This is a genomic window from Micromonospora salmantinae (genome assembly GCF_022230905.1).
Taxonomy (GTDB): domain Bacteria; phylum Actinomycetota; class Actinomycetes; order Mycobacteriales; family Micromonosporaceae; genus Micromonospora; species Micromonospora salmantinae.
The window spans coordinates 1-8,018 of the sequence record NZ_JAKKFG010000029.1; the positions used below are offsets into that span (position 1 = coordinate 1).

The 8,018-nt window shown below is 74.1% G+C and carries 4 protein-coding genes and 1 riboswitch; of the genes, 3 read left to right on the forward strand and 1 reads right to left on the reverse strand.

Annotation, left to right across the window (positions count from 1 at the left end):
* Nucleotides 1-297 precede the first annotated feature (297 nt).
* Nucleotides 298-633: a hypothetical protein gene (locus PSH03_RS21455; RefSeq protein ID WP_124771482.1), complete on the forward strand. Its 336-nt coding sequence runs from the start codon at nucleotides 298-300 to the stop codon at nucleotides 631-633.
* 7 nt (nucleotides 634-640) lie between these two features.
* Here the strand turns inward: PSH03_RS21455 and PSH03_RS21460 are convergent, their stop codons facing one another.
* Complete coding sequence (locus PSH03_RS21460) at nucleotides 641-1,357, reverse strand: MBL fold metallo-hydrolase (protein WP_238690217.1); 717 nt, start codon at nucleotides 1,355-1,357, stop codon at nucleotides 641-643.
* 316 nt (nucleotides 1,358-1,673) lie between these two features.
* A riboswitch (cobalamin riboswitch) is annotated at nucleotides 1,674-1,850 on the forward strand.
* A 259-nt stretch (nucleotides 1,851-2,109) separates the two neighbouring features.
* Between PSH03_RS21460 and cobN the strand changes: the two genes are divergently transcribed.
* Nucleotides 2,110-5,778, forward strand: a complete 3,669-nt coding sequence (gene cobN / locus PSH03_RS21465; protein ID WP_238690218.1) for a cobaltochelatase subunit CobN — start codon at nucleotides 2,110-2,112, stop codon at nucleotides 5,776-5,778.
* Nucleotides 5,775-7,991, forward strand: coding sequence for a magnesium chelatase subunit D family protein (locus PSH03_RS21470; RefSeq protein ID WP_210786347.1), 2,217 nt, complete (start codon nucleotides 5,775-5,777; stop codon nucleotides 7,989-7,991). Before cobN ends, PSH03_RS21470 begins: the two co-directional genes overlap by 4 nt.
* Nucleotides 7,992-8,018 lie beyond the last annotated feature (27 nt).

Here is an 8,018-nt window from a genome sequence, read left to right on the forward strand (position 1 = left end):
CAGCACAGAGCCGCGGCCCCGGACGCGGAAGCGGGGGGCCGGGCGACCAGGAGGTTGTACGCCTCCAGGTCACCTGCCCGAGCGCGGGTGACGAGCGCCTCGTCGTCCAGGGGAGCCTCCGTTCGGATCACACTCATGACACCGCCCACCCGCCGCGGGTTCCACCCGCCGCGGGTTCCACCCGCCGCGGGTTCCACCCGGCTTTCCCGAGGTAGGTCAGCTCTCTCCCATCCGGCGCGCAGCGTATTGCCAGGAACCGGTGCTGCACTGGAGGGACGTCGAGGAGAGGGGCGGGGCATGAGCTGGTTCAACCGCCGGTCACGGGGTGCCGAGGCGACCCCGACGAAGCTGGACCGGGAGGCGACCCGCGACGACCTCGCGGCGCTGGAGGCGTTCGTCGCCACCCGGCGCGGGGTGGAGTTCTACCTGGAACCGGAGACGACCGCGACGGACACCACGGTGATGGCGATCGCCCACGACGGCGAGTGGATCCGCCGCCGTACCGGAACGCCCCGCGCGGCCGGGGCCATCGCCCGCAAGCACGCGGTGCCGCTGTACGAGGCGGCGCGCACCGGCTACCCGGAACGGATGCGGACCTGGAGCCGGGCCCACCCGGAACGCCACGCCCGCTGAGGCTGGGTCAGGCAGCATCGAGGGTTGAGCCGACCTGCTCACGCGTCATCGGCTCGGCGTGGCTCGAGACGTACCAGTGGTAGGTGCTGTCGAGCAGTCGCCGGACCAGGTCGACGTCGAGGCCGTCCTCCGGCCGGCGCAGGTGCGCCGGCGGCGGGTAGAAGCAGTCGCCCAGCAGCATCACCCCCGAGTCGGGCACCAGCACCACTGCCGAATCCGGTGCGTGCCCGCCGCCGACGTGGCGTAGCCGAACCCCGACCGGCAGCTCGTCCACGTCGGCGAAAGTCCGAGTTGGCGGCAGGATGGCGAAGTCTTCCCAGGACGCCATCGCGCGTGCGCGGGCTTGAAAGCTCGGGCGCAGGCGGGGATCGGCACGTACCTGCTCTTGCAGGTAGCGGTGGCTCCACGGCCGGGCGGCCTCGGCGCGCAGCAGCGACACCGCTGTCTCGTGCCCGACGATCTCCACCCCGGGCCAGGCGCAGGCGCCCCACACGTGGTCCCAGTGATGATGGGTGTAGACCAGCCAGCGCGGCTCCGGAAGCCCGGCGGCGACCAGCGCGGCCTGGATCGCGCGGGCGTGCGCGGGGCTCTGCCCGGCGTCGATCATCACACTGCCGCGTTCGTCGACGACGACGGCGACGCCGGCCTGGACCGCCTCCGGGTCGGGATCGCCCGGACAGAGCCAGACCCGGCCCGCAAGGTGGTGGAACTGCGGGGCGATCATGGTGATCGACCTCCGAGATTGATCGCGGACACTGGTGTGGCGTTCGCCGATCCTACGTGAGGGTGTCGGCCGGCACCGCCCTGCCGGAGGGTCGGCGCAGGTCAGAGCTCGTCCGGCCATCCTTTGCTCTGCTTGCCTATCTGCACCGGTGACCCTCCGTGCCCGGTGCGCATAGGTAAGCAGAGCAAAGGACGTCAGGCATTGATCTGGGGCATTGCGTCGCGCGGAGCCGCGCCCGCACCAATCGTTGAAGCTCGATAAGTGCCGCCCGTCTGGCGGGGCCGGACCGGCGTTGACCGGCGGCGCGGCGGTGTGGCAGCATTCGCGGCCTGACGGCAGTGAAGGAAGTCGGTGCGAATCCGACGCGGTCCCGCCACTGTCACCGGGGAGCGATCCCCCCTCGTGAGTCACGGCCGTGTGTCTGCGGTTGGAAGGCCGGGGGAGAGCGTCGATCCGGAAGCCAGGATACTTCGGCCGTCGGGACGTACCCCAGGGCGTGGACACCCGAGGAGGACCCGATGACGCACGGCGTCTCATTCATCGACGATTATCGTCGTATCGCGCTGCAGGCAGTGCATTCCAAGGACACCGGCCACCGGCACCGCTGAGCTGATCGCCCGGCGCTGACCGGCCCCGACGCATGCGTCGGGGCGCCGTTCGCTCGGGCCGTCGTACCGGCTGACGCCGTACCCACCCGCATCGCCCCGGTCGCCCCCCGTGAGGGCCCAGGGCGTCACTTTCCGGAGCCTGCCGTGCGCATCCTGCTGCTGTCCACCGCCGACACCGACCTGCTGGCCGCCCGCGCCAGCGGTGCCGACTACCGGTTGGCCAACCCCGCCCGAGTCACCGCCGAGGAGGTGCCCGCCCTGCTCGACGGGGTCGCCCTCGTCGCCGTACGCCTGCTCGGCGGTCGGCAGGCGTGGCCGGACGGTCTCGCCGCGGTGCTCGCCACCGGCGTGCCGACGGTAGTGCTCGGCGGTGAGGCGCTGCCCGACGCGGAGCTGATGGCCACCTCCACAGTGCCGTCCGGGGTCGTCACCCAGTCGCTGGCGTACCTGGTGGAGGGCGGCCCGGACAACCTGGGGCAGCTGGCCCGGTTCCTCTCCGACACGGTGCTGCTCACCGGCGAGGGGTTCGCCGCACCCACGCCCACCCCGGCGTACGGCGTGCACGGCGAACACCCCGCCGACCCGAATCGGCCCACTGTGGGGATCGTCTTCTACCGGGCGCACGCCCTCGCCGGCAACACCGACTTCGTCGACGTGCTCGCGGACGCGGTCCACAAAGCCGGCGGCAACCCGCTGCCGATCTTCTGCGGCTCGCTGCGCGGGCTGACCGCGGGCGCCGGCCCACTCGGGCTCTTCGCCCGCTGTGACGCGCTGCTGGTCACGGTGCTGGCGGCCGGCGGTGCGGTCGCCGCGGACGCCTCCGGTGGCGGCGACGAGGACGCCTGGGACGTCGGGGCCCTGGCCGCCCTGGACGTGCCGGTCATCCAGGCGCTCTGCCTCACCAGCACCCGCGCGCAGTGGGCCGACAGCGACGCCGGCCTGTCCCCGCTGGACGCCGCCATGCAGGTGGCCATCCCCGAGTTCGACGGCCGGATCGTGTCGGTGCCGTTCTCGTTCAAGCAGATCGACGCCGACGGGCTCTCGGTCTACGCCGCCGATCCTGAGCGGGCCGCCCGGGTCGCCGGGATCGCGGTGCGCCACGCCCGGCTGCGGTACGTGCCGCACGCCGACAAGCGGGTCGCCGTGGTGCTCAGCTCCTACCCCACCAAGCACTCGCGGGTCGGTAACGCCGTCGGGTTGGACACCCCGGCCTCGGCGGTCCGGCTGTTCGCCGCGCTGGCCGGGGCCGGCTACGACCTGGGTGACGCGCCACCGCCCGACGACGGCGACGCGCTGATCCACTCGCTGATCGCCGCCGGTGGTCACGACGTGGAGTGGCTCACCCCGGAGCAGTTGGCCGCCGCCGAGGCCCGGATACCCGGGCCGACGTACCGACGTTGGTTCGACCAGGTCCCGGCCGAGCTGCGCGAGCGGATGCGGGAGCACTGGGGTGAGCCGCCGGGCGAGCTGTACACCGAGGGCGGCGACATCGTGCTCGCCGGGCTGCGCTTCGGCAACGTGGTGCTGCTGATCCAGCCGCCCCGCGGCTTCGGGGAGAACCCGATCGCCATCTACCACGACCCGGACCTGCCGCCCAGCCACCACTACCTGGCCGCGTACCGCTGGTTGACAGCGCCCGCCGCGGACGGCGGCTTCGGCGCGGACGCCGTGGTGCACCTGGGCAAGCACGGCACCCTGGAGTGGCTGCCCGGCAAGGGCCTCGGCCTGGCCGCGGACTGCGCGCCCGACGCGGTCCTGGGCGACCTGCCGCTGGTGTACCCGTTCATCGTCAACGACCCCGGCGAGGGCACCCAGGCCAAGCGGCGGGCGCACGCCGTTGTCGTCGACCACCTGGTCCCGCCGATGGCCCGCGCCGAGACCTACGGCGACCTGGCCAAACTGGAACAACTGCTCGACGAGTACGCGACGGTGCAGGCCCTCGACCCGGCCAAGGTGCCCACCGTGCGGGCCCAGATCTGGGACCTGGTGCGCGCCGCCGAGCTGCACCACGACCTGCACGCCGAGGCGATGCCCGACGCGGACGACTTCGACGACTTCGTGCTGCACCTCGACGGGTACCTGTGCGAGGTCAAGGACGTGCAGATCCGCGACGGGCTGCACATCCTCGCCGACGCGCCCACCGGCGAGCCCAGGGTCAACCTGGTCCTCGCGGTGCTGCGCGCCCCGCAGATCTGGGGCGGCGCCCGGGCCCTGCCCGGCCTGCGACAGGCCCTCGCCGTCGCGTACTCCCTCGACGAGCAGGAGCTGCTCGCGTCGCCGGGACAGCGACTGGCGCTGCCCGCCGCGCTGACCGACGTGGTGGACGGGCCGGCCGGCACCGCCGCCGACGCGATCGACCTCATCGAGGCCCTCGCGCGGCGGCTGGTCGTCGGCATGGAGACCCTGGACTGGGCCGCTGACACTGTTGACGCGGTGGTGACGGAGGTGACCGGTCGGCCGATCCCGGACGTCGCCGCGGTGCTGCACTTCGCCGCCACCGAGCTGGTGCCCCGACTGGACCGGACCACCGACGAGCTGACAAACACCCTCGGGGCGCTGGACGGCAGGTTCGTGCCGCCCGGCCCGTCCGGCTCACCCACCCGGGGCCTGGTCAACGTGCTGCCCACCGGCCGCAACTTCTACTCCGTCGACCCGAAGGCCATCCCCAGCCGCAACGCCTGGGACGTCGGGGTGGCCCTCGCCGACTCGCTGCTGGCCCGGCACCTCGCCGACACCGGGGCGTACCCCCGCTCGGTGGGGTTGACAGTCTGGGGCACCAGCGCGATGCGGACCCAGGGCGACGACATCGCCGAGGTGCTCGCGCTGCTGGGCTGCCGGCCCGTCTGGGACGACCGGTCCCGGCGGGTCACCGGCATCGAGGTGGTGCCGACCGCCGAGCTGGGCCGGCCCCGCGTCGACGTCACAGTGCGCATCTCCGGCTTCTTCCGCGACGCGTTCCCGCACGTGGTGGCGCTGCTCGACGACGCCGTCCGGCGGGTCGCCGCCCTGAACGAGCCGGACGAGGAGAACTACCTGCGGGCGCACGTCGCCGCCGACGTCGCCGAGCACGGCGACGAGCGGCGGGCCACCGCCCGGATCTTCGGCTCCAAACCCGGCGCGTACGGCGCCGGGCTGCTGCCCCTGATCGACGCCCGGACCTGGCGCAGCGACGCCGACCTGGCCGAGGTGTACGCGGTGTGGGGCGGCTACGCGTACGGCCGGGGCCTGGACGGGCGGGAGGCGCGCGCCGACATGGAGCGTTCGTTCGCCCGGATCGCGGTGGCGGTGAAGAACCAGGACACCCGCGAGCACGACATCGTCGACTCCGACGACTACTTCCAGTACCACGGCGGGATGGTGGCGATGGTCCGCCACCTCACCGGCACGTCACCGCAGGCGTACGTGGGTGACTCGGCGATGCCGCACGACGTGCGTACCCGCACGCTGGGTGAGGAGACCCGGCGGGTGTTCCGGGCCCGGGTGGTAAACCCGAGGTGGATCGCCGCGATGCGCCGGCACGGCTACAAGGGCGCGTTCGAGCTGGCGGCCACAGTGGACTACCTGTTCGGCTACGACGCCACCGCCGGTGTGGTCGACGACTGGATGTACGAGCACCTGGCCGCCGCGTACCTCTTCGACGAGACCACCCGGGAGTTCCTGGAGAAGTCCAACCCGTGGGCGTTGCGTGGCATCACCGAGCGGCTGTTGGAGGCCGCCGACCGGGGGCTGTGGGCCAAACCGGAGCCGGCCACCCTCGACCGGCTGCGCGACACGTACCTGGCCAGTGAGGGCGATCTGGAGGACCGGGCATGACGATCTACCCGTTCAGCGCCGTGCTCGGCATGGCCGACATGCGGCTGGCGTTGCTGCTCAACGCGGTCTCCCCGGCGATCGGCGGGGTACTGGTCCGGGGTGAGAAGGGGACCGCCAAGTCCACCGCCGTGCGGGCTCTCGCCGCGCTGCTGCCCCCGGTGCGCCGGGTGGCCGGCTGCCGTTTCGGCTGTGACCCGGCCGAGCCCGACCCGGCCTGCCCGGACGGCCCGCACCCGGCCGACGCCGACGCCGAGACCCGCCCGGCCCGCCTCGTCGAGCTGCCGGTGGGCGCCGCCGAGGACCGGGTGGTCGGCGCGCTGGATCTGGAGAAGGCGATCGGCGAGGGGGTACGCGCCTTCGAGCCGGGCCTGCTCGCCGCCGCGCACCGGGGTGTGCTCTACGTCGACGAGGTCAACCTGCTGCACGACCACCTCGTCGACCTGCTGCTCGACGCGGCGGCGATGGGCCGCAGCCACGTCGAGCGGGAGGGCGTCTCGGTCAGCCACGCGGCCCGGTTCCTGCTGGTCGGCACGATGAACCCGGAGGAGGGGGAGCTGCGCCCGCAGCTGCTCGACCGGTTCGGGCTCACAGTGGAGGTGGGCGCCAGCCGGGACCCGGAGATCCGGGTCGAGGTGGTCCGTCGCCGGCTGGCCGCCGACGCGGACCCGGTCGGCTTCGCCGCCCGCTGGGCCGACGCCGACGCGGAGATCGCCGGCCAGGTGGCCGCCGCCCGCCGCCGACTTCCCGGGGTACGACTGCCGGACGCCGCGTTGCGGCAGATCGCCGAGGTGTGCGCGGCGTTCGACGTGGACGGGATGCGGGCCGACATCGTCACCGCCCGGACCGCCCTCGCCCACGCCGCCTGGCACGGCCGGGACCGGGTCACCATCGACGACGTCCGGGTGGCGGCCCGGCTGGCGCTGCCGCACCGTCGCCGCCGCGACCCGTTCGACACCCCGGGGTTGGACGAGAAGCGCCTCGACGAGGCGTTGCAGCGCGCCCAGGACGCCCACCCCGACGACCCGGACAACGCCGGCCCGGACGACAGTGGCCCGCAGGGCGGTGGCCCGGACGGCGGCGGCGGCCCGAACGGGGGCGGTCCGAACGGAGGCGGACCAAACGAGGGCGGCCCGAGTGGTGGCGGACCGCAGGGCGGCGACGGCGTCGACCACTGTGAACCCGGGACGGCCGGGCACTCGGCGGCGCGGAACGGCGCTGGCCCCGACGGGCGCACCGACGGCACCGACGGCTGGCCGCCGCGCCAGCCGGGCGACCGGGGCGACGACGACGGCTGGCCGCAGCACCAGCAGGGCGGCGACGGCCGGAACTCGCGCCCGCGCGGTGGCCGGCAGTCGGCGACCGGTGCCGACGACCCGACCCGCGGTGGGGAGTCCCAGCCGGTGGCCGTACCCCGGGGTGGGCTGAAGGCGCGGGTGCTCACCGCGCCCGGCCTGGGTGACGGGGTGCCGGGCCGACGGTCGCGGGCCCGCACCGGGCGGGGCCGCACCACCGGCGCCCGGGTGCCGGCGGGTCGGGTGGGCGCGCTGCACCTGCCGGCCACGATCCGCGCCGCCGCGCCGCACCAGGCGGTTCGGGGCCGGGTCACCGGTCCGCTGCGACTGCGCCGGGACGACCTGCGCGAGGCGGTTCGTGAGGGGCGCGAGGGCAACCTGGTGCTGTTCGTGGTGGACGCGAGCGGCTCGATGGGCGCCCGGCAGCGGATGACCACAGTGAAGGACGCGGTGCTCGCCCTGCTCACCGACGCGTACCAGCGGCGGGACAAGGTCGCGGTGATCGCGTTCCGGGGTGCCGGCGCCCGGACCCTGCTGCCGGCGACGTCGTCGGTGCTGGCCGCCTCGACCCGGTTGGCCGAGTTGCCCACCGGCGGGCGTACGCCGCTGGCCGAGGGGTTGCTCGCCGCCGTGGACCTGTTGCGGGTGGAGCGCCTGCGCGATCCGAAGCGCCGCCCACTGGTCCTGATCGTCACCGACGGGAGAGCCACGGCGGGCACCCGCCCGCTGGACCGGGCGGCAGCGGCGGCCGCCGTCCTGGCCGCCACCGGCGCCCCCTGCGTGGTCGTCGACTGCGAGTCCGGCCCGGTCCGCCTGCACCTGGCCGCCCGCCTGGCCACCCAGCTGAACGCCCCAAGAACCCCCCTGGAAGCCCTCACCCACCCCCACCCCCGCGATCTTGCACTTCCGGTCGCGGCATAAGGGGCGAGGTGCGCATATGACCAACAG

Excerpts from the sequence above, each read along its gene's own strand:
- PSH03_RS21455 (WP_124771482.1), top strand. The coding sequence starts at position 298 with ATGAGCTGGTTCAACCGCCGGTCACGGGGTGCCGAGGCGACCCCGACG.
- PSH03_RS21460 (WP_238690217.1), bottom strand. The coding sequence starts at position 1,357 with ATGATCGCCCCGCAGTTCCACCACCTTGCGGGCCGGGTCTGGCTCTGT.
- PSH03_RS21470 (WP_210786347.1), top strand. The coding sequence starts at position 5,775 with ATGACGATCTACCCGTTCAGCGCCGTGCTCGGCATGGCCGACATGCGG.